18 protein-coding genes, 1 tRNA gene and 1 pseudogene are annotated in these 19950 nt (G+C 73.3%); 8 read left to right on the forward strand and 12 right to left on the reverse strand.

What is annotated here, in order from left to right; translation table 11 throughout:
• Window position 1 precedes the first annotated feature (1 nt).
• Together ACQ614_RS24820 and ACQ614_RS24825 are read right to left on the reverse strand one after the other, a co-directional pair.
• Window positions 2-1447 (reverse strand): cellulase family glycosylhydrolase, encoded by a 1446-nt coding sequence (locus ACQ614_RS24820; RefSeq protein ID WP_431680869.1) that lies wholly within the window; start codon window positions 1445-1447, stop codon window positions 2-4.
• Window positions 1448-1522: 75 nt separating this feature from the next.
• Complete coding sequence (locus ACQ614_RS24825) at window positions 1523-2209, reverse strand: TetR family transcriptional regulator (protein WP_431680870.1); 687 nt, start codon at window positions 2207-2209, stop codon at window positions 1523-1525.
• Between the two features lie 110 nt (window positions 2210-2319).
• Here ACQ614_RS24825 and ACQ614_RS24830 point away from each other — a divergent pair, with 110 nt between their 5' ends.
• Window positions 2320-3555: an acyl-CoA dehydrogenase family protein gene (locus ACQ614_RS24830; RefSeq protein ID WP_431680871.1), complete on the forward strand. Its 1236-nt coding sequence runs from the start codon at window positions 2320-2322 to the stop codon at window positions 3553-3555.
• Between the two features lie 56 nt (window positions 3556-3611).
• Here the strand turns inward: ACQ614_RS24830 and ACQ614_RS24835 are convergent, their stop codons facing one another.
• The 3 genes from ACQ614_RS24835 to ACQ614_RS24845 form a co-directional block, all read right to left on the reverse strand.
• Window positions 3612-4394 (reverse strand): enoyl-CoA hydratase/isomerase family protein, encoded by a 783-nt coding sequence (locus ACQ614_RS24835; RefSeq protein WP_431680872.1) that lies wholly within the window; start codon window positions 4392-4394, stop codon window positions 3612-3614.
• Between the two features lie 32 nt (window positions 4395-4426).
• Window positions 4427-4846: a RidA family protein gene (locus ACQ614_RS24840; protein WP_431680873.1), complete on the reverse strand. Its 420-nt coding sequence runs from the start codon at window positions 4844-4846 to the stop codon at window positions 4427-4429.
• 98 nt (window positions 4847-4944) lie between these two features.
• The gene (locus tag ACQ614_RS24845) at window positions 4945-5553 is read right to left on the reverse strand and encodes a GNAT family N-acetyltransferase (RefSeq protein ID WP_431684013.1); all 609 of its coding nucleotides are present in this window, start codon (window positions 5551-5553) and stop codon (window positions 4945-4947) included.
• Between the two features lie 114 nt (window positions 5554-5667).
• Between ACQ614_RS24845 and ACQ614_RS24850 the strand changes: the two genes are divergently transcribed.
• Complete coding sequence (locus tag ACQ614_RS24850; protein WP_431680874.1) at window positions 5668-6273, forward strand: TetR/AcrR family transcriptional regulator; 606 nt, start codon at window positions 5668-5670, stop codon at window positions 6271-6273.
• 94 nt (window positions 6274-6367) lie between these two features.
• Here the strand turns inward: ACQ614_RS24850 and ACQ614_RS24855 are convergent.
• Window positions 6368-6443: transfer RNA gene (locus ACQ614_RS24855), tRNA-Arg, on the reverse strand.
• Window positions 6444-7084: 641 nt separating this feature from the next.
• Between ACQ614_RS24855 and ACQ614_RS24860 the strand changes: the two genes are divergently transcribed.
• The 6 genes and pseudogenes from ACQ614_RS24860 to ACQ614_RS24885 form a co-directional block, all read left to right on the forward strand.
• The gene (locus ACQ614_RS24860) at window positions 7085-7687 is read left to right on the forward strand and encodes a single-stranded DNA-binding protein (RefSeq protein ID WP_431680875.1); all 603 of its coding nucleotides are present in this window, start codon (window positions 7085-7087) and stop codon (window positions 7685-7687) included.
• Window positions 7688-7996: 309 nt separating this feature from the next.
• Complete coding sequence (locus ACQ614_RS24865; RefSeq protein WP_431680877.1) at window positions 7997-9391, forward strand: Cys-Gln thioester bond-forming surface protein; 1395 nt, start codon at window positions 7997-7999, stop codon at window positions 9389-9391.
• Window positions 9392-9605: 214 nt separating this feature from the next.
• Entirely contained in the window at window positions 9606-11270 is a 1665-nt protein-coding gene (gene ettA, locus ACQ614_RS24870) for an energy-dependent translational throttle protein EttA (RefSeq protein WP_431680879.1), read from the forward strand.
• 130 nt (window positions 11271-11400) lie between these two features.
• Window positions 11401-11847, forward strand: a complete 447-nt coding sequence (locus tag ACQ614_RS24875; protein WP_363494530.1) for an acyl-CoA thioesterase — start codon at window positions 11401-11403, stop codon at window positions 11845-11847.
• A 20-nt stretch (window positions 11848-11867) separates the two neighbouring features.
• On the forward strand, window positions 11868-12575 hold the full coding sequence (locus tag ACQ614_RS24880) for a hypothetical protein (protein ID WP_431680880.1): 708 nt from the start codon (window positions 11868-11870) through the stop codon (window positions 12573-12575).
• Between the two features lie 278 nt (window positions 12576-12853).
• Window positions 12854-13165 (forward strand): annotated as a pseudogene (locus tag ACQ614_RS24885) (SMI1/KNR4 family protein); the annotation flags it as partial.
• 82 nt (window positions 13166-13247) lie between these two features.
• Here ACQ614_RS24885 and ACQ614_RS24890 read toward each other — a convergent pair.
• The 6 genes from ACQ614_RS24890 to ACQ614_RS24915 all read right to left on the reverse strand — a co-directional run bounded on the left by ACQ614_RS24890 (window position 13248) and on the right by ACQ614_RS24915 (window position 19947).
• Window positions 13248-13652, reverse strand: a complete 405-nt coding sequence (locus ACQ614_RS24890; protein ID WP_431680881.1) for a globin — start codon at window positions 13650-13652, stop codon at window positions 13248-13250.
• A 90-nt stretch (window positions 13653-13742) separates the two neighbouring features.
• On the reverse strand, window positions 13743-14879 hold the full coding sequence (locus ACQ614_RS24895) for an ABC transporter permease (RefSeq protein WP_431680883.1): 1137 nt from the start codon (window positions 14877-14879) through the stop codon (window positions 13743-13745).
• Window positions 14876-15793: an ABC transporter ATP-binding protein gene (locus ACQ614_RS24900; RefSeq protein ID WP_431680884.1), complete on the reverse strand. Its 918-nt coding sequence runs from the start codon at window positions 15791-15793 to the stop codon at window positions 14876-14878. The genes ACQ614_RS24895 and ACQ614_RS24900 overlap by 4 nt, the downstream gene beginning before the upstream one ends.
• A 112-nt stretch (window positions 15794-15905) precedes the next feature.
• Window positions 15906-16754, reverse strand: a complete 849-nt coding sequence (locus ACQ614_RS24905) for an FHA domain-containing protein (protein WP_431680885.1) — start codon at window positions 16752-16754, stop codon at window positions 15906-15908.
• 459 nt (window positions 16755-17213) lie between these two features.
• Window positions 17214-18545: a VWA domain-containing protein gene (locus ACQ614_RS24910; protein ID WP_431680886.1), complete on the reverse strand. Its 1332-nt coding sequence runs from the start codon at window positions 18543-18545 to the stop codon at window positions 17214-17216.
• Window positions 18546-18675: 130 nt separating this feature from the next.
• Window positions 18676-19947: a PP2C family protein-serine/threonine phosphatase gene (locus ACQ614_RS24915; protein ID WP_431680888.1), complete on the reverse strand. Its 1272-nt coding sequence runs from the start codon at window positions 19945-19947 to the stop codon at window positions 18676-18678.
• Window positions 19948-19950 lie beyond the last annotated feature (3 nt).

The raw sequence follows: 19950 nt of genomic DNA on the forward strand, positions 1-19950 counted from the left end.
GTCAGGGGGAGAGCACCACGGTGACGCGGGTGCCGGGGCGGACGGCGGGGTACGCCAGCCGGACCGTCCCGGCCCGCTCGCCCTGCGGGCGGCGGACCTCCACCGCGGCTCCGGGGGCCTGCACCCGGAAGCCCTGCGGGAAGGCCGATGCGGGCACGTCGAGCAGGCTCGTCCCGCCGGGCCGCCCGGTGGTGAAGGTGAGCGTCCAGCGCCCGCCGTCAAAGGACTCGGCGACCGGCAGCCCGGCCAGGGCGGCGGCGTACGGGCCGAAGGCGGGCCCGTGCCCGGGGGCGGGCCGGCCGTCCGGGCCGAGCACGCAGTACCCGCCCTCGCCCCGGCACCAGTACCACATCGTCCAGCCCGCGGCGAAGCCCGCCATCGCGGCCGTCTGGCGTTCCACCAGGCGGGCGTTGCCGGGCGTGCGGGCGCTCGGCGGGCCCCACTCGCCGACCAGCACCGGCAGCCGGCCGGCCCGCGGGTAGGCGGTGATCGCGGCGGTGTAGCGCTCCACGAAGCCGCCGGACTCGTCCCAGTCCCGGCCGGCCTCCACGGCGGTGTCGTAGAAGTGCGGCGCGTAGCCGATCCGGTCCCGGCCGCGGCGCGGGTCGGCGAACTGCGGCAGCCGGGTCGGTACGCCCTGGCCGACCAGCACGGTCGGTTCGACGAACAGCCAGGAGCGGTCGTCGACCCGGCGGACGGCGGCGATCAGCCGGCGGTACATGTCGGCGAGCCGTCCCTGCTCCAGCTCGGCAGCGGCGGCGGCCAGCACGGCCGGGTCCGACGGGTCGCCGTCGATCGGCCCGAACGGCTCGTTGAACAGGTCGTAGCCCAACAGGGCGGGGTGGCCGCGCAGTTCGCGGGCGACGGTGGTGTACAGCGCGGTCTGGGCGGCGCGCAGGTCCGGGTCGTCGTACAGGTGGCGGAAGGCGGCCTGCACGGCGGGCTGGAAGTAGCCGGCGAACCAGTCGTCCGGGTCGGGCTCGAAGGGCAGGCCGTCGTCGCGGGTCGCCCAGCGGGGGATGCCGCGGTCGCCGCCGCCGAACGCCGGCCCGTACACGTCCTGGTGGAAGTCGACGACGGCGAGCAGGCCGTGCCGGGCGGCGGCGTCCAGCAGGCCGCGGACGCGGGCGAGTTCGGCGCGGTCGTAGCGGCCGGCGGCCGGTTCGAGCCGCGTCCAGGAGACGGCGATCCGCACCAGGGTGAAGCCCTGCGCGGCGACGGCGGCCAGGTCGGCGCCGGTGGCCTCGGCGTACTTGTCGAGGTTGAAGCCGCGCAGTTGCAGGGTGCGGCCGGCGCGGTCGGTGAACAGGGTGCGGCCGTCGGGGGTGGTGGCGGTGCCGGTCGGGACACGGTCGACCGCGCCCCGGGCCGGTACCGCGGGCGGCGCGGCGCCGAGCAGCGCGGCTGCGGCCAGGAGGAGTGCTGCGGCGGTACGGAGGACGCGCACGGGACACCTCGCACGGGAGTCGGTGAGCGAGATGATGCGGCGTCAGAAGGGCTCGCGGCAAGAGGTGAGCAGTACTCAGGTTTCCTCGGGGGCGTCCGGCTCGGCCGCGGGCGGCGCCACCACCGGCGGCAGCGCGGCGGCCGCCGCCAGCCGGCCCCACAGCAGGTCGGCCAGCGCCTGCACCATCCGCGGCCGCGGGCAGGGCTTCTGCTCCAGCCACCAGTCGCCGGCCGCCAGCACCATGCCGGTGATGGCCCGGCCCCAGGCCTCGGAGAGCAGCGGGGTGTCGGCGCCCAGGTCGACCTGGGTCTGCACGGCCCGGGTGATCTCCTCGGCGATCTGCCGCAGCGCCGGGGCCAGCGCGTTGCCGGCGCCGGTCGGGTCGCCCGGTTCGGGGTGGGTGAGCAGCCGGTAGACCTGCGGCCGCGACTCGATGGCGGCCAGATAGGTGTCGATGACGTGCTCGACCTGGTCGCGGCGCTCCAGCGGCTCGCTGAGCGCCGCGCGGACGGCGGCCAGCAGGCCCGCGGTGTGGCGCTCCGTCAGGGCGCCGATCAGGCCGTTCCGGTCGCCGAAGTGCCGGTAGAGGATCGGCTTGGTGATGCCCGCCTCGGCCGCGATCGCGTTCATGCTGGCGCCGGGGCCCTCGCGCTGGACGACCCGGTCGGCGGCGTTGAGCAGCTGCTCCCTGCGGGGCTCGCCGGCCGGTGCTGCGGCGGGGGTCGACACGGTGCTGCGTCCTCCTCGGTCGGGCGTTGACATCGCTACCAATGAGTAGCAGACTCCCCTCGATGTTACCCGAGGTAACACCCTGCTGCGGCGCCGCCGCCACCCTTCCTTTCCTTGCGCACGCTCCTGCGGAGGCATTCCCGATGAGCACCTTCTCCCTGGACCCCGGCCCGGACCAGATCGCCGTCCGCGACTGGCTGCACGGCTTCGCCGCCGACGTGATCCGCCCCGCCGCCGCCGAGTGGGACGAGCGCGAGGAGACCCCCTGGCCGATCATCCAGGAGGCCGCGAAGGTCGGCATCTACTCGCTCGACTTCTACGCCCAGCAGTACTTCGACCCCTCCGGCGTCGGCATCCCGATCGCCATGGAGGAGCTCTTCTGGGGCGACGCCGGCATCGGCCTGTCCATCGTCGGCACCACGCTGGCCGCCGTCGCCGTGCTCGCCAACGGCACCGAGGAGCAGATCGGCACCTGGGCGCCGCAGATGTTCGGCACCCCCGACGACGTCAAGGTCGCCGCCTTCTGCTCCTCCGAGCCCGACGCCGGCTCCGACGTCTCCGCGCTGCGCACCCGCGCCGTCTACGACGAGGCCAAGGACGAGTGGGTGCTGAACGGCACCAAGACCTGGGCCACCAACGGCGGCATCGCCGACGTCCACGTGGTCGTCGCCACCGTCGACCCGGCCCTCGGCGCCCGCGGCCAGGCCTCCTTCGTGGTGCCGCCGGGCACCCCCGGCCTCTCCCAGGGGCAGAAGTTCAAGAAGCACGGCATCCGCGCCTCGCACACCGCCGAGGTCGTCGTCGACGACGTCCGGGTGCCCGGCCACTGCCTGCTCGGCGGCAAGGAGAAGCTGGACGAGCGGCTCGCCCGTGCCCGCGAGCGCGCCGCCGGCGGCGCCTCGGGTTCGGCCAAGGGCAAGAACGCCGCGATGGCCACCTTCGAGGCCTCCCGCCCCGCAGTCGGCGCCCAGGCCATCGGCATCGCCCGCGCCGCGTACGAGGTCGCGCTCGACTACGCGAAGACCCGGGTGCAGTTCGGCCGCCCGATCATCGACAACCAGGGCGTGGCCTTCCAGCTCGCCGACATGAAGACCCGGATCGACGCGGCCCGGCTGCTGGTCTGGCGGGCCTCCTGGATGGCCGCCACCAACAAGCCGTTCACCAGCGCCGAGGGCTCCATGTCCAAGCTGTACGCCGGCGAGACCGCGAAGTGGGTGACCTCGCAGGCCATGCAGATCCTGGGCGGCAACGGCTTCACCCGGGAGTATCCGGTGGAACGGATGCACCGCGACAGCGCCATCTACACGATCTTCGAGGGCACCAGCGAGATCCAGCGGCTGGTCATCTCCCGGGCCATCTCCGGGATGCCGATCCGCTGACGCACTGCACTGCACTGCACGGCACTGCACGGCACCGGCGGCGCCGGGCCCCGGGCTCAGAACCGGGGCTCGCGCCGTTCCAGGAAGGCGGCCAGTCCCTCCCGGACGTCCGGCGCCTCACGGGACTTGCGCTCCCACGGCGCCACCGCCGCGGCCGCCTCCTGCGGCGGCACCGGCAGCGCGGCCTTCACGGCGCCGATCGTCTGCGGCGAGCGCTTGGCCAGCAGGCCGGCGAACTCCCTGGCCCGCCCGTCCAGTTCGGTGGCCGGCAGCACCTCGTCCACCAGGCCGAACCGCTCCGCCCGCTCCGCGGTCACCAACTCGCCCGAGAACAGCAGGTACTTGGCCCGCGCCGGCCCCACCAGCCCGGCCAGCCGCACGGTCGGCACCGACGGGTAGACCACGCCCAGCTTCGCCGGGGTGATGCCGAACCGCGCGTCGTGCGCGGCGAACCTCAGGTCGCAGGCGACCGCCAACTGGCAGCCCCCGCCCACGCAGGCGCCGTGCACCACGGCGATCGTCGGGTACGGGAAGGCGGCCAGCGCCTCCTCCGCGGCCACGTTCTCCGCGTGGTAGGCATCGGCCCGCGCCGGATCGGCGTACACCTCGGACAGTTCGGCGATGTCCGCACCGGCGCAGAACGTCCGCGCCGCACCCGTCACCAGCAGCGCCCGGACACCCGGCTGCGCGGCGATCCGGTCCAGTACGCCCGGCAGGCCCCGCCACATCGCCAGCGTCATGGCGTTGCGCCGCTCAGGCCGGTCCAGGACGAGCGTGGCCACCGGACCGTCGAGCTCCGCGCGCAGCCCGGCCACGCCGGTCTCGAACACTTCGGCCATCACTGCCTCCGGGGATGGGTGAGGGGTGCACCTCACCCTTCCACAGCGGCGTCCTCCCGGACCACGGCGGTGACTGTGATCTCCACCAACTGGCCGGTGTAGCCGAGGCAGGCCACCCCGAGCAGCGTCGAGGTGTGCGGCCCGTCCGCCAGGCCGGAGGCGTTGACGACGTCCCACACCTCGGAGAGCGGGCCGGGCTCGCCGGAGACCACGTACACGGTGCTGGCCACCACGTCCGCCAGGGTGCTGCCGACGTGCCGCAGCGCCTCCTCCAGATTGGCCAGGACCCGGCGGGTCTGCGCGACCCGGTCACCCGGGCCCACCAGGGTGCCGTCCTTGTCCAGCGGCACGCCGCCGGCGAGGAACACCAGCCGGGTGCCCGGCTCCACCACCGCGGTGTGCGCGTAGCCGGGCGGCGGGAACAGGCTCGGAACGGTGCTGCGCTGGACCATGCGGAGGTCCTCCTCGGGAGGGCTGCATCGGGGTGGCGTGTGGCGGGCCCGCGGGTGTCCGGGCCGACGTCCGATCATCCGTCGTGCGGAGGTGGGTGTCACCCGGATTTCGTACCGGCGGCCCCGCCCGTGCCCCCGTCCCCGCTGCCGGCGCTCCCGCCGGCCCGGGCCCGCCACTCGTGCGCGAGGACGGACCACACCTCGTAGTCCAGCCGGACGCCGTTGTACAGCTGGTGCTCGCGCATGGTGCCGTCCAGGTGCATGCCCATCCGCTGCGCCACCGCGCGGCTGCGGGCGTTGCCGGTGCTGTTCCACCACTCGACCCGGTGCAGGCCGCGCTCGAGGACCGCATAGTCGATCAGGTGCCGGACGGCAGTGCTGACGAGGCCCCGCCCTTCACCGTTCTTTTCGGTCCACACACCGATTTCACACATCCCGGCCGCGGTGTCGAAGTGCACGAACATCACGCCGCCGACCAGTGTCCCGCCGAGCCAGATTCCGAAGATCCGCCCGCTGTCGGCGGCCTGCCGGTCGGCAAATCCCTGCAGCGTCGCACGGGCCGATTCGAGATCGGTGGATCGGGTGGCCCACGGTATCCACGGGTCGGTGTTGGCGCGGGCGCGCTCGATGTGCTCGAAGAATTCGGCGGCCTGCCAGGGCTCCAGCGGGCGGAGCTCGGCGTCCTCGGCGAGCGGTACGGCGTACACGGCGGGCGTCCCTCCGGTCGGTGCGGCGACCGTCGGGCCGCCGCGGTGGTGCGTGCCGGTGTGCGGCACGCGGCCTGGATACATAACAAACGTTTGGCAGGTACCCTAGCGCGCATGACGCCCGCCCGTGGAGACCACGACGCCCGCCGCCGAGACGTCTCCGAGGCGGTGTGGCGGGTCCTCGCGGCCCGTGGCTTCGGCGGCCTGACGCTGCGCGCCGTCGCCGCCGAGATGGGGGCCACCACCGGCCTGCTCACCCACTACTTCCCGAACAAGCGCGCCCTGGTGGCGCATGCGCTGGAGGTGCTGGACCGGCGGGCGGCCGAACGGCCCCGCCCGGCCGCCGAACGCGCCGCCCCCGCCGGGGGGCTGGCCATGGTGCGGGCGCTGCTGCTGGACGTGCTGCCGCTGGACGCCGCGAGCGCCGCCGACAACCGGATCTGGGTGGGCTCCTGGGACGCCGCGCTCGCCGACGGGGAGCTGGCGGCCGATCACGCCGGGCGCTACCGGCGGTCGCGGGAGCGGCTCACGGAGTTCGTGGCGCAGGCGCAGCGGGCCGGCGAACTGCCCGCCGGGCGCGGGCCGGGGGAGATCGCGGCGGCGCTGCAGGCGTTCGTCCTGGGGCTGGTGGTGCAGGCGCTCTTCGCACCGGACGAGTTCCCGGCGGAGCGCCAGATCGCCCTGCTGGACGGTGCTCTCGCGGGGATCGCCGCGAACTGACGCCGGGCGGGCGCGGGACGGCGGCATCTGCCGCCTGTGCGGTTCGTCGCCGGGCCGGCGGTGGACCGGTCGGCCGGCGGCGGCCGTGCCGTGGTGGCGCCCCCAGCAGGATTCGAACCTGCGACCTACCGCTTAGAAGGCGGGTGCTCTATCCGCTGAGCTATGGGGGCATGGCTGGGTCGGCCCGGAGGGCGCCGGCCTGGGTGGTGGCGGACCTGCGGGCGTTCAAACGGTGCCCGGGCCCGGGCTCCAGGGGTACGGCTGGTGGGCGGCACCCTGCCCCGTCCGGCACGGGATGCCCGGGACAGGATAAGGGTGTCCGCATCCTCCGCCGGACCTTCCGGCACCGCGTCGGGTGTGTCGGCCTTGGCGGAGCGGTCCGATAATCGCAGGTGGCGGCCGGACGTGCAGCGGTCTGACGGGATCTGGACCCGGACGTTGTGCAGTCGTTACGGGGCTGCCTCCCCACCTGTTATGGATTCGGCGTGTGAATCGGCTTGAAGTCCGCGCGGTGGGGGTCGGATTTGGGTTACTTCGGTTGGACGACCTGGACGGAAGCGGACTCCGGCCACCTGTTCGGGGCCCGACGGTGGGTGCGGGCCGACCGCAGCGTTGTCATGACCTCGCGGTACGGCAGGTTCCCGGAGGCTCGAATTCCCATTGTGATTCACGCTCCCGAGTGAGCGGAGTTCTCCACACCCCCCGGTTTTCCACAGGATTTGCACGTTCCCTTCCGGGCATTCCGGCGGTTCGGAACCATCGCGGTGCGAGCGATTCGGCTCGGCCATTTCCGCCCGGAGGGAGATTTTCCGTGAATGAGACCCTGGTGACGATCGTCGGCAATGTCGCCTCGGCGGTCACCTATGCGCAGACGCCGGCCGGTGTCCCGGTCGCCAACTTCCGGATGGCCGCGACCGAGCGGCGCTTCGACCGTGGCAGCGGCGACTGGGTCGACGGCGAGACGACCTGGGTGACGGTCGTCGCCTGGCGCTGGCTGGCGACGAACGTGGTGAGTTCGGTGAACAAGGGCGACCCGGTCGTGGTCAGCGGCCGACTGCGGGTCAGGGAGTGGGGCGAGGAGGGTGCGCGCCGTACGGCGGTGGAGATCGACGCCCGCTCGGTGGGCCACGACCTGACCCGTGGCACCTCGGCGTTCCGATGGACCGTCCGCGGACGGTCCGATCAGGAGAAGGGCGGTTCGGATGCGCCCGGTCCCGTCGGCCTCGGGCGGGCGGGCGATCCGGCTCCGGTCGGCGAGGCCGTGCCGGACTGGATCGTCGCCGCGGTCGAGGCGCGGCGCGCTGCCGAGCGCGTGACTGCGGCCGGTGCGGGCGGAGTTGGCGCCGCGTCGGTGGGCGGCGACGGGGTGCCGGCCGCGGCCGCTGCCGGCCGGCTGTCCGGGTCGGCCGGGTGACCCGGCCGCCGGGCGCGGGGGCAGCGCCGTTCCGGCGGTGGTGCGATGACGATCCGTGAGATCTGGTGAAACGTCAACCAAAACGATCCGTCTGCTCCTTGATAACAAAACGGCAACGGAACTGTCCTGGTTCCGCACAACTGTGGGAAGCGTCTCAACCCTCAATATGATGCGTCGGGTCCACACATGTGCAGCGGTGTCACAGGGGACACCGCTTTGCAGGGCGGGCTGCCATCGGCAGAGCCCGGCCCGGAGGGATCACTCATGTTCCACAGCCAGAAGCGGGCTGTCTCCCGCATAGGTACTGTCATGCTCGCGTCCGGCATTGCCGTGGCGAGCGGCCTGATCGCCGCCGGTGCGGCCTCCGCCGACAGCGGCGCGGGCATCACCGCGACGATTCAGCCGACCATGGTCAGCGGGTCCGTCGACACCGGCGGTGGCCACGTGATCCAGGGCGGTCTGTTCACGCTGAAGACGGATGACGGCAAGCTCATCCAGACGTACTGCATCGACATCGACCACGGTGTCAAGATCAAGGACGCGGTCAAGTACCAGGAGTCCAACTGGGCGTCCAGCTCGCTCGGCGCCCCGGGCAAGGCCGAGGCCGCCGGCAAGATCCGCTGGATCCTCGAGCACTCCTACCCGAAGCTCTCCCTCGACGCGGTGAAGACCGCGGTCGGCATCAAGGGCGAGTTCACCAAGGAGGACGCGGCCGCCGGCACCCAGGCCGCGATCTGGCGCTACTCGGACAACAAGACCGCCGCCACGCCGCTCGACGCCGAGGCCAAGCAGCTCACCGAGTACCTCGCGGGCAGCAAGAACACCGGCCTGCCCGCCGAGCCGGCGCCCTCGCTGGACCTCGACCCGTCCGCCGTGAGCGGCAAGTCGGGCAGCAAGCTCGGCCCGTTCACCCTCAACAGCAGCGCCGAGTCGGTCAAGCTCGCGCTCACCGGCGACTCCTCCGGCGGCAAGGTCAAGCTGGTCGACAAGGACGGCAAGGCCGTCTCCGACCTGAAGGGCCCGATCGCCAAGGACACCAAGCTGTTCCTGGACGTCCCCGCGGGCACCGCGGCCGGCTCGGCCACGGTGAAGGCCTCGGCCACCACCACCGTGCCCACCGGCCGTGTTTTCCTGAGCGTCGGCTACACCCCCGAGAAGCACAGCCAGACGATGATCCTGGCCGGCTCCGAGGAGCTCAGCGTCAACAAGACCGCCAAGGCCACCTGGACGCAGGCCAAGGGCCCGCTGCTGGAGGCCACGGCCAAGGTCGACTGCACCAAGAACGGTGTCCAGGTCACCGTCACCAACAGCGGTGACGAGCAGGCCACCGTGACCGTCACCCCGGGCAAGAGCATCACCGTCGGGGCCGGCAAGACCGAGACCGTGCTCGTCCCGGTCACCGAGGACGCCACCTACGACATCAAGGTGACCGGCCCGAACCTCAAGGAAGAGTTCAAGGGCATCCTCGACTGCAAGACCACCAGCACCACCGGTGGCACGACCGGCGGCACCACGGGCGGCACCACCACCGGCGGGACGACCGGTGGCAGCACCGGCTCGACCACCGGCGGCAGCCTGGCCAGCACCGGTGGCGGCAGCCACACCGGCATGATCGCGGGCATCGCGGGCCTGCTCGTCGCCGCCGGCGGCGGCGCCGTCTTCGCCCTGCGTCGCCGCGGCCGCCACGGCCGCAGCGCCGCCTGAGCGACCGCACCGCGGGTGTGAGCCGTTCCCACGGCTGAGGCACCCGGGCCCGGCCCCGTCCTCCCACCCCGGAGGGCGGGGCCGGCGCGTTCCCCGGGGCCCTCGTCGGCCCGGCCGACCGGTGTGACCGGCGGGAGTTCGGGAGGGCCTGCCCGGTGCGGCACAATGGAAGGCTGCAAGCCGAATACACCCGACGACGCCGGAGCGATCTCACGTGGCGGAATACATCTACACCATGCGCAAGGTGCGCAAGGCACACGGCGACAAGGTCATCCTTGACGACGTGACGCTGTCCTTCCTCCCCGGGGCGAAGATCGGCGTCGTCGGCCCCAACGGTGCCGGTAAGTCCACGGTGCTGAAGATGATGGCCGGTCTGGAGCAGCCCTCCAACGGCGACGCCTTCCTCTCGCCGGGCTTCACCGTCGGCATGCTCCTCCAGGAGCCCCCGCTCGACGAGTCCAAGACCGTCCTGGAGAACGTCGAGGACGGCGTCAAGGAGATCAAGGGCAAGCTCGACCGGTTCAACGAGATCGCCGAGCTGATGGCGACCGACTACTCGGACGAGCTGCTCGAGGAGATGGGCCGCCTCCAGGAGGACCTGGACCACGCCAACGCCTGGGACCTCGACGCCCAGCTGGAGCAGGCCATGGACGCCCTGGGCTGCCCGCCCGGCGACTGGCCGGTCACCAAGCTCTCCGGTGGTGAGAAGCGCCGCGTCGCCCTCTGCAAGCTGCTGCTGGAGGCGCCCGACCTGCTGCTCCTCGACGAGCCCACCAACCACCTCGACGCCGAGTCGGTGAACTGGCTGGAGCAGCACCTCGCCAAGTACCCCGGCACCGTCGTCGCGGTCACCCACGACCGCTACTTCCTCGACAACGTCGCCCAGTGGATCCTGGAGCTCGACCGCGGCCGGGCGTTCCCCTACGAGGGCAACTACTCCACCTACCTGGAGACCAAGCAGACCCGTCTCAAGGTCGAGGGCCAGAAGGACGCCAAGCGCGCCAAGCGGCTCAAGGAAGAGCTGGAGTGGGTCCGCTCCAACGCCAAGGGCCGCCAGGCCAAGTCCAAGGCGCGCCTCGCCCGCTACGAGGAGATGGCGGCCGAGGCCGACAAGATGCGGAAGCTGGACTTCGAGGAGATCCAGATCCCGCCGGGCCCGCGCCTGGGCAGCGTCGTCGTCGAGGTGGACAACCTCTCCAAGGGCTTCGGTGAGAAGCTGCTGATCGACGACCTGAGCTTCACCCTGCCGCGCAACGGCATCGTCGGCGTGATCGGCCCGAACGGCGCCGGCAAGACCACGCTCTTCAAGATGCTCCAGGGCCTCGAGACCCCGGACGACGGCAAGGTCAAGGTCGGCGAGACCGTCAAGATCAGCTACGTCGACCAGAACCGCGCCAACATCGACCCGAAGAAGACCCTGTGGGAGGTCGTCTCCGACGGCCTCGACTGGATCAACGTCGGCCAGGTCGAGATGCCGTCCCGCGCCTACGTCTCCGCGTTCGGCTTCAAGGGCCCGGACCAGCAGAAGCCGGCCGGCGTGCTCTCCGGCGGTGAGCGCAACCGCCTCAACCTGGCGCTCACCCTCAAGCAGGGCGGCAACCTGCTGCTCCTCGACGAGCCCACCAACGACCTGGACGTCGAGACGCTCTCCTCCCTGGAGAACGCCCTGCTCGACTTCCCGGGTTGCGCCGTGGTCATCTCCCACGACCGCTGGTTCCTGGACCGCGTCGCCACCCACATCCTCGCCTACGAGGGCGACAGCAAGTGGTTCTGGTTCGAGGGCAACTTCGAGTCCTACGAGAAGAACAAGATCGAGCGGCTCGGCGCGGACGCCGCCCGCCCGCACCGCGCCACCTACAAGAAGCTGACCCGCGGCTGACCGTCCCCGTGACGACAGCCGCCGGCAACGCCGGCGCAACAACGGCCGGGCAGGCTGCCCCCAACGGCGCCCTGCCCGGCCACCCGCCCGTGTTCCGTCCACGGGCGACCGAAGTCTGAGGAGATCCTTCGTGGCACGCCACATCTACGCCTGCCCCCTGCGGTGGTCCGACATGGACGCCTTCGGCCACGTCAACAACGTGGTCTTCCTGCGCTACCTGGAGGAGGCCCGGATCGACTTCATGTTCACCCAGGCCGCCGAGGCCGGCGCCGGGGAGTTCGCGGGCGGCTCGGTGGTGGCGCGCCACGAGATCGAGTACAAGCGGCCGCTGGTCCACCGCCCGGCCCCGGTGACGATCGAGACCTGGGTCACCAAGATCGGCGGCGCCTCGCTCACCGTCTCCTACGAGATCAAGGACACCGCGGAGGACGGCAAGGTGACGGTCTACGTCAAGGCCTCCACCGTGGTCGTCCCCTACGACCTGGTCGAGGGCCGGCCGCGCCGGATCAGCCCCGTCGAGCGCGAGTTCCTCTCCCGCTTCATGGACGAGGCCCCGGCCGCCGCGGCCGTCGCCTGAGCCGGACGGTACGCACGATCGTGAGCAGCATCCCCGTCACCGGCCGACCCGCCGCCCTCGTCCTCGCCGAACACGGCGGGGCGGCCGACCTCGCCGCCTTCCTGGCCCGCCTGCTGCGCTTCGACCGCGCCGCCGCGGTCCGCCTCCAGGCCGTGCCCGGCCCGGAGGACAGCGGGGTGCTCGCGGTCTTCGGGCGGCTCCCGCTCGGCACCTCCGGGGCGATCGCCGTCCGCACCGCCCGGCTGACCGGCGGGCCCGCCGGGACGGACGCCACCGTCTCCGCCGGGCAGCTGCTGGACGCCGTGGACACGGAGAACGGCACCGTCACCGTCCCCGCCCCGGTCACCGGCCCCGCCTGGGGCCTGCTGCCGCCCCGCACCGGCTGGGAGCTGGTCGCCGAGCCGCCGGCCTTCGAGGTCCTCCCCGAGGTCACGGCCGCCGTCGGCGAGTTCCGCCGGCGCAGTGAGGCCGTGCCCGAGCACCACCGTTCGCGGCAGGTCCTCGACGCGCTCGCCGACGAGATCTGGTCCCGCCCGCTGGGTGCCGTCCCCGGTCTTCCGCTGCGGGCCGCGCACGCCGCCCATGTGATCGGCTTCCTGCGGCCCGCCGTCCCGCTCACCGTGCACCGCGCGGGCGGCTGGCTGCGGCTGAGCGCCCCGGCCGGCTCGATCGCCGTCCGCAGCACCGCCGCCCCCGGCGCCGGACTGGGGCTCAGCCCGCTGCGGTAGGCCGTGCCCGACGGAAGTCCCCGCCGGGTTCGGCGCGGCTGTCGGTGACGGTCGGCAGGGTCCTTCGGACCGCCACCCACGACCGCCGCACCGCCCGGAGGACACCTGTGCCCGCGCTCCAGGACTTCGCCACCTGGGAGTCGCTGCTGGCGCTCCTGCGGTCCGAGCACGCCGACCGCCTGGCCGCCGGCACCGGCCACGTGGCGGGAAGCATCGGTTCGACGGGGTGGAGTCTGCCCCTGAGCCACCGGCTCCCGCCCCGGGGGCAGCCGACCGTGCCCTACGACCGGGAACCCGTCGCCGGGCTGCCGCGGCTGCGCACCCTCACCGCGCACCCCGGCACGCTCGCCGACCCGCTGGAGATCGCCGGCCTGACCGGGCTGGAGTACCTGGGGCTCGGGCCGGACGAGTGGCGCGTCCTCCTCGGTGCCGGGGCGGTCCGGCGGGGACTGTCCGCCGCCTGCGTCGAGGTGCGCGGCGACGAGCACCCGCTGGCAGTCGTGGAGGTGGCCAACGACCTCCTCGCTCTCTGGGGCCGCCCGCCGATCGCCCACACCGCCGTCGAGGGGCACCTCGGGCCCGTCCGGTAGTCGATCCCGGGCCGGGGCTCCCGCGGCGTGACCTTTGCAGGACCCGCTCCGGATCCCTGCCGGGCCGGGGCCCGGTGCGGCCTCAGTCGGCCGTGTTGATCATGGAGGCGGCGGCGTACGTCAGGTAGTCCCAGAGCTGGCGCTCGGCGTCCTCCGGCAGCTCCAGCTCGTCGAGGGCGGTGCGCATGTGCCGCAGCCACGCGTCGTGCGCGGCGCGGTCCACCTTGAACGGCGAGTGGCGCATCCGCAGCCGCGGGTGGCCGCGCTCCTCGCTGTAGGTCCGGGGCCCGCCCCAGTACTGCATGAGGAAGAGCGCGAAGCGCTCCTCGGCGGGGCCGAGGTCCTCCTCCGGGTACATCGGCCGCAGCAGCTCGTCCTCGGCGACGCCCTGGTAGAAGCGGTGCACCAGCCGGCGGAAGGTGGCCTCGCCGCCGATCGCGTCGAAAAAGGTCTCCTCGGCAAGCGTGCTCTGCGGGATCTCGTTCACCCGACCATGGTCGCAGACGGCCGCAGGGGCCGTACACCGGTCTTCCGGCCTACGACCCCTGCGGTTCCGTCCCTGCGACCGGGCCGCCGGCTACACGTCGTCCCAGTTGAAGAAGCGCCAGGCGATCAGGCAGAGCACGGCCGAGAAGGCCAGCAGTCCGCCCATCGCGGGCAGTGCGTCCATCACGCCGCCGCCGCGGCTGAGCACCGACTGAGAGGCGGTGACCAGGTAGCGCAGCGGGAAGACCTTGGAGACGGTCTGCAGCCAGCCCGGGCTGCCGTCGAGCGGGATGAACGCGCCACCGAGGAAGGACATCGGCAGGATGATCAGCTGGTTGATGCCGTTCGCCGCCTCCTCGGTCTTCGCGAGTCCGCCGGTGAGCAGGCCGATCGACATGAAGGCGATGGTGGCGCAGAGCACCAGCGGCACGATCAGCCACCAGTTGCCGGTGAGCTTCAGCCCGAAGAACGGCGTGGTGGCGATCAGCAGGAAGATCGCCGTCTGGGCGAGGGCGATCACGCAGTTGACCGCGACCCGGGCGCCGATCACCGCGGGGATGGAGACCGGGGCGAGCCGCAGCCTGCGCAGCACCCGCTTGGTCCGCCAGTTGATCAGGGTGAAGGAGGCGCCGTAGACCGCACCGGAGGCGATGGCCCAGCCGAGCAGGCCCGGGGTGAGGTACTGGATCGGCTTCAGCGACTCGTCCTCGACCTGGCTCGCGGCGAGCGTGAACGCCGGCGGCTTGCCGGTCGCGGCCTGGTTGGCGGCCTTGACCAGGTTGTCGACGATCGCCCGGACGCTGCCGGCCTTGACGGTGTCGGAGGCGCTGAAGCGCAGCACCACCTGGCCGCCCTGGCCCTGCTCGACGAGCGCGTCCAGGTCGCCCTTGCGGACCTTCTCCAGGGCGGCGGCCTCGTCGTCGAACTTCGTGACGGTGAGGATCTTCTCCAGCTCGGTGCGGTCCTCGCCCTGCACGGAGTCCAGCAGCTGCACCGAGCCGACCTGGGCGATCTCCACGTGCGGGGCGCCCGCGCTCTTGAAGAGCGTGCCGAACATCAGCAGGAAGATCAGCGGCATCAGCAGGGTGAAGAACAGCGCGCCGCGGTCGCGCACGAAGCCCAGCAGCATGACCCGGGCGAGTCCGGCGAAGGCGCTGGCGCGCTCCGGCGCCTCGGGGGCCGGGGCGGCGGGCTCGCGGTCGGTAGCGGTGGGGGCGGTGGCGGTCATGCCCGGTACTCCCGTCCGGTGAGGCGGAGGAAGACGTCCTCCAGGGTGGCTCCGCGGACCTCCAGGCCGCGCAGGGCGTTCTGCTCGGCGAGCACCGAGAGCACCGGGGCGGGGATGCGGGTGGAGACGGACAGCGAGACGCCGTCGTTCTCCAGCCCGACGAGCTCGGCGCCGGCCGCGGTGAACAGCTCCCGGGCGGTGTCGGCGGCGAGCAGGCCGGACTCGACGCTGATCCGGACGGTGTCGTCGATCTCGCGCACCAGCGCGGCCGGGGCGCCGGTCTTCAGCACCTTGCCGTGGTCCATCACGGAGACCCGGTCGCAGAGCACCTCGGCCTCGTCCAGGTAGTGCGTGGTGAGGACGACGGTGCGCCCCTCGGCGTTGATGTCGCGCAGCAGGTCCCACAGGTTGCGGCGGGCCTGCGGGTCGAGGCCGGTGGTGGGCTCGTCCAGGAAGACGAGCTCCGGGTCGTGGACGAGCGCGCAGGCGATGGAGAGCCGCTGCGCCTGGCCGCCGGACATCTTCTCGGTCTGCACCGCGGCGGACTCGGAGAGGCCGACCTTCTCGAGCATCGCGTCGGCGCGCTTCGGCCCGACGCCGTAGAAGGAGGCGAAGGTGCGGATCGTCTCGCGGGCGGTCAGCCGGTTGAAGAAGGACGACGCCTGGAACTGCACGCCGATGCGCGGCAGCAGGGCGGTGTTGCGCGGCCAGGGCTTCAGCCCGAGCAGTTCGACGCGGCCCTCGTCGGGCTCGCGGATGCCTTCCAGGATCTCCAACGTGGTGGTCTTGCCCGCCCCGTTGGGCCCGAGTATTCCGTAGAACTCGCCGGTCTCGACGGTGAGCGACACCCCGTCGACGGCCTGGACGTCCCCGTACCGCTTCCGGATCCCGTCGGCGGATATAGCTGCAGTCATGATCCATGACAATAGGGGCCGGCCGGTCGCGGCGCTGCTCCTTTTCCGGGCAAGAGCCGGTAAAAACCGCACGGGCGGGGCCGGTTGGCGACCGGCCCCGCCCGACGGTGCGTCAGGCGCGGTGCAGCGTGATCGTCGTCCAGGCGCCGATGTGGATGCGGTCCCCGTCGTTCAGCGGGATCGCGGTGTGCGGCGGCACCGGGTCGGCGCCGCCGTTCATGGTGGTGCCGTTGGTGGAGTCCTGGTCGACCAGCACCCAGCTGCCGTCGGGCTGTTCGGCGAGCAGGGCGTGCTGGTGCGAGGCTCCCGGGTCCTCCGGCGGGACCGACAGGTCGATCTCCGGCACGGTGCCGCGCTGCTGGCTGCGCCGGCCGATCCGCAGCTGGCCGCGGCCGGTCAGCGGGATGCGCCGCTCCGGGCAGTACGGCGGGAAGAACAGCCCCGCCGCGTCCGGGCCGCTGCGCTCCATCATGTCGGCGAAGTAGTCCCGGTCGGCGCTGACCACCGCGATCCACTGGGTGCGGGTCGGCGGCGGGGGCGGCGGCGCGGTGGGGCCGGCGCCGGGGCGGCCGGGCGCGTGCCCGCCGGGCTGCCCGGGAGCGTGGCCGGGAGCCTGCTGGCCGGGCCCGGGCGGGGCCAGCCGGAAGGACGTGCCGAAGCCGTCGCCCGTGCTGTGGCCGGGCTCGGCGTAGACCGGGCCCGTCCGCTCGTAGCCGTCGGGCTCGGCGAACGGCGCCGGGGCCGGCCGGTCGAAGCCCTGCTTCTCCAGGTTCGGCGGCCGGTAGCCGGGCGGTGCGGCGGGCGGCGCCGGGGGTGCCGAGGCGCGGCCGGCGGCGGGTAGCCGTAGCCGCCGCCGGGGGCGCCCGGCGGGGGCGGGGGAGGTGCCGTGGGCGGGGCTGCCGGGGGAGGCGTGGGCGCCTGCGGCCGCTGCGGCGCGGACAGGTCGTAGTCGTAGCCGCACTCCTCGCAGTACCGGCCGGTCTGCGGGGTGCGGCAGATCGGGCAGGTGACGAGGCCGGCGGTGATGTCCGGCGAGCCGCCGTACGGGGCGCCGCCGCCGATGGACAGGCCGCCGAGGCCGCCGCGCCGCTCGTACGGGGGCTCCTCGTAGGGCGGCTGCCCGTACCCGGAGTCGCGGCCGGACGGCTCGTAGGACGGCCGCTCGTAGCCGCCTCCGCCGCCGTGGGACGGGCCGCCCGCGGGGGGCCCGGCGGGCGGGGGCGGCGGGTAGCCCGGACCGCCGGACCCGCCGAACGGCGAGCCGGAGGCCGGCGGCGCGCCCGGGACGGCCAGACCGGGCGGCGGAGTCATCGGGAAGCCGCAGAAGTCGCACCAGTCCTCGGCCTGCGACTCATGGCCCCTAGGGCAGATCGGCATTAAATCCCCCAACATTCCTGCAGGTCCGGCCCAGGGTGGCCGGTCATCTCTTCACACGCACGGTCTTGGTCGACCGGGTCTCGAGTGTCATCGAGTCGGCCTCGCTCACGTTCTTACGGAATCGAACCGTACCCTCCTTCGCATCCACGACGTCGACCACCTTCTCCAGCAGACGGAACGTGCCGTCGTTGCCGGTCGCGTGGGCGAGCCGGACGGCCGCTCCCAGCTTGGCGGTGGCCCGGTCGACGTCCCCGGCGCGGTGGGCGGCGATGCCCTCCTGGATCGAGGCGGCCAGCTCGGCCTGGCCGGTGTAGTGGGCCACCTGCTGGTTGATCCGGGTGGAGGAGGCCAGGTCGTCGGTCCAGACCGCCCTGACGAGCCCCTGGGAGAGCACCTCGGCGGTGCCGTCGGGCTGCGGCAGCACCAGGCTGATCCGGGCCGCCAGCATCTCGTCGCCGACGGAGGCGGCCGGCACCTCGATGCACACGTGGTAGTCGCGGCTCTCGTCGCCCCAGGAGCCGGTCGGGTAGTCGCCGGCCCGGGGGCCGGTGTCGGTGCGGCGGCCGGTGAGGTCCTCCACCGCGGGCGCGACCTGCTTGACGTAGGTGACCCGCGCGTTGGCCGGGGTCCAGATCCGCAGCGAGACGTCGGCGACCTGCTTGCCCATGGCGGTGGACATCATCGCCCGGAAGTCGTCGGCGAGGCCGGAGGGCTCGGCGACGATGTCGACGGTGCCCAGCAGTGCGGAGGAGATCCGGCGCAGCTCGTCGACCTCCCAGTCGGTGCCGACGCCGCGGCAGTCCGCGGTGAAGTACCCGGAGGCCCGGTCGAGGACGGCCTGCAGCTCGGCGGGCTTCTCGTGCTCGTTGCGCCCGTCGGTGAGCAGGATGCCGTGCCGGATGGAACGGTCGGGGCGGCTCTCGAAGAGCCGGTGGGCGAGCGCCAGCCAGGTGCCGATCGCGGTGCCGCCCATCGGGGTCAGTTTGCGCAGGGCGGTCTTGGCGGCGGCCCGGGTGGACGGGTCGGAGACGGCCAGTTCGCCGCCGCCCGGGTAGACCTCCTTGGCCTCGTGGGTGCCGGCCACCACGGCGAAGGCGACGCCGTCGCGCAGGGTGTCGATGGCGGCGGCGGTCGCCTCGCGCGCGTTGCGCATCTTCGCGGCGGGGTAGTCCATCGAGCCGGAGCAGTCGATCATGATCACCACGGCGGCGTCGGCGCCGTCCCCGGCGGACAGCGGCCGTCCGCCGGAGGTGCCCCCGCCGGTGGCGGTGACGGTGACGATCGCGTTCACCTCGCGGGCGCCCTCCGCGAGGTACTCGTTCTGGAAGATGTCGACGTCGAATCGTGGCGCGTTCGGCCTGGACAGACTTGCCATGGCTTGAGGGCTCCTGTCGAGCGGTCAGGCGGGTGGTCGTCGGTCGTGCTCGTGCGGTCGTGCTCGCCGGCCGGCGGCAGGCCGGTACGGCCCGGGGGCTCGTGCCCGGCCCGGGCCGCACCGGCGCCGGTCAGCCGGTGCGGCCGGGGGCCGCGGGCGGGAAGCCCGGCATCGGCGGCGCGGGCGCTGCCGGGGGTGCCGGCGGCACCGGCGGGAGGTCCGGCAGTGTGGCGTCGTGCCCCTGCGCGGGGACGCCGGCCGCCGCGGCGGCGGGCTCCGCGGGGCGCTGCACGGGCAGGTCGAGCAGGGTGGGTTCGTGGTCGTCGGCGGCCGGGTCGATCGGCAGCACCGCGACGGTGATGTTGTCGTGCCCGCCCGCGGTGACCGCGAAGTTCACCAGGGCCCGGGCCGCGGCGAGCGGCTCGGTGCGGGCGTCCGCGCGGACGAAGAAGGCGAGGTCGGTGGCGGCCTCCGCGTAGTTCCACAGCCCGTCGGTGCAGATCAGCACCACGCCGGGCACGTGCGGGGTGAACGCCACGGTGTGCGGCAGGAGTTCCTCGGCGTCGGCGCCGAGCCAGCCGGTGATGGCGTGCGCCCGCGGGTCGGCGTAGGCCTCGGCCTCGCTCATCAGTCCGGCGGCCACCATCCGGGCGGCCCAGGAGTCGTCCTCGGTGAGCCGGTACGGCTCGGCGGACTCGCGGTCGTCCGGGATCCAGTACGCCCGGGTGTCGCCGACCCAGCCGATGGTGACCAGGCCGTCGGCGGAGATCGCGCTGACGTAGGTGCAGGCGGGCGCGTTGAGGCCGCCGCCCGGCTGGGACGGGGTCCGGCCGTCGTAGGCGAGCTCGGTGACGGCCCGTGCGGCGTCGGTGATGGCCCGTCGCATGGCGGCGGTCGGGTCGTCGCCGCGCTCCAGCGAGCTGAGCAGCGACTCGGAGGCGGCGTCCACCGCGGTCGCGGAGGCCTCGTCGGGCCGGGCGGAGGAGGAGACGCCGTCGCAGACCACGGCGATGACGGCGGGTCGGCCGCCGGGCAGCGCGGTGCCGGCGACGGTGAAGGCGTCCTCGTTGCGGTGGTGGCGCAGGCCGCGGTCGCTGACCCCGGCGACGCCGGCCATCGCCCGCTCCTGGTGGTCGCGCGGCTTGGGCTGGGCCTTGCCGCAGGCCTCGCAGTACCCGTCGGCGGTGACCTCGGCGGCCCCGCAGTGCACGCAGGCGCCGGCCGGGTGCGTGCCCGACGGGGAGTCGGGCACGGCGGCGCCCGGCCCCCGGCGGTCGGTCACCGTCCGTTCACCGGCGGGCGGCTCGGGTTCGGACGTGCTGCGCCCGCAGGCGCCGCAGAAGGCGTCCTCCGGGTCCAGGGTCTCGGCACAGCTGGGGCACACGGTCTGCTGCTGCGGCATTGC

It is taken from the genome of Kitasatospora dryopteridis (assembly GCF_050749075.1).
Classification (GTDB): Bacteria; Actinomycetota; Actinomycetes; order Streptomycetales; family Streptomycetaceae; genus Kitasatospora.

Excerpts from the sequence above, each read along its gene's own strand:
- ACQ614_RS24825 (WP_431680870.1), bottom strand. The coding sequence starts at position 2,209 with ATGTCAACGCCCGACCGAGGAGGACGCAGCACCGTGTCGACCCCCGCC.
- ACQ614_RS24830 (WP_431680871.1), top strand. The coding sequence starts at position 2,320 with ATGAGCACCTTCTCCCTGGACCCCGGCCCGGACCAGATCGCCGTCCGC.
- ACQ614_RS24835 (WP_431680872.1), bottom strand. The coding sequence starts at position 4,394 with ATGGCCGAAGTGTTCGAGACCGGCGTGGCCGGGCTGCGCGCGGAGCTC.
- ACQ614_RS24840 (WP_431680873.1), bottom strand. The coding sequence starts at position 4,846 with ATGGTCCAGCGCAGCACCGTTCCGAGCCTGTTCCCGCCGCCCGGCTAC.
- ACQ614_RS24850 (WP_431680874.1), top strand. The coding sequence starts at position 5,668 with ATGACGCCCGCCCGTGGAGACCACGACGCCCGCCGCCGAGACGTCTCC.
- ACQ614_RS24865 (WP_431680877.1), top strand. The coding sequence starts at position 7,997 with ATGCTCGCGTCCGGCATTGCCGTGGCGAGCGGCCTGATCGCCGCCGGT.
- ACQ614_RS24895 (WP_431680883.1), bottom strand. The coding sequence starts at position 14,879 with ATGACCGCCACCGCCCCCACCGCTACCGACCGCGAGCCCGCCGCCCCG.
- ACQ614_RS24900 (WP_431680884.1), bottom strand. The coding sequence starts at position 15,793 with ATGACTGCAGCTATATCCGCCGACGGGATCCGGAAGCGGTACGGGGAC.
- ACQ614_RS24910 (WP_431680886.1), bottom strand. The coding sequence starts at position 18,545 with ATGGCAAGTCTGTCCAGGCCGAACGCGCCACGATTCGACGTCGACATC.
- ACQ614_RS24915 (WP_431680888.1), bottom strand. The coding sequence starts at position 19,947 with ATGCCGCAGCAGCAGACCGTGTGCCCCAGCTGTGCCGAGACCCTGGAC.